We start from the raw sequence: 662 nt of genomic DNA, 5'->3' as shown, positions 1-662 counted from the left end.
GTGGGTTGTTCGGGCGTGTAGCTGCTCCAATGTGCGGGCGGGCGATCCGGGTAGCGGCGTGACGAGGATCCGTTGCAGGTCCAGGAGCCGTTTTGCGTCCTGGTACTGAATGGACAGGTTGGTGCGGTTGACGCCCAGTAGTTGGGCCAAGAACGTCATGGTCACTACTCTGCGGCGGCGGAGTATGGCTGCCAGGAGCCGGTGGGTGTGGTCCACGCTGCTGGTCTGTGGGTGGCGATAGCTGCGCGGGCGGTGGAAGCGTCGCTGGAATGCCGCCTCGGCCAACGCGTCCCAGAAAGGTTCCGAGACCGCCACCAGATGCTCGAAGGCGTTTCGTGACATGCCGGTCAGGGCCGGGTCGGTGAGCATCTCGGTCAGGGCCGGGTCGGTCCGGTGTGTCGTTGCCGGCGCGTCTGGCGCTCGCGGTGGAACGGGAGACAGTGTGTAGTTCCAGTCACCGTGGAAGGAGCTGGGTGTGATCGGAAGGGCGTGGAACTCGGCGGGTGTGACGCTGATGCCGAGGTCGTAGCTGCCGGTGTCCAGTTCGGCCCCGATGGTCAGGCCGGTCCTGGTGGTTGTGGCGGCGATGGTCTCGAGGACGACCTGGTAGCTGGTCAGCGGCCGCCCCCGCCAGTTCGCTGTGATGTGACAGAACATCCGGT

General features: G+C 65.7%; 1 pseudogene. It reads right to left on the bottom strand.

What is annotated here, in order from left to right:
* Window positions 1-662: pseudogene (locus tag LQ326_RS47380) on the bottom strand (ISAzo13-like element transposase-related protein); the annotation flags it as partial.

Source organism: Streptomyces shenzhenensis (assembly GCF_021462265.1).
In the GTDB taxonomy this organism is placed as follows: domain Bacteria; phylum Actinomycetota; class Actinomycetes; order Streptomycetales; family Streptomycetaceae; genus Streptomyces; species Streptomyces shenzhenensis.
The sequence above is the reverse complement of the archived record's forward strand: the minus strand, read 5'-3'. Positions and strand labels throughout refer to the sequence as shown.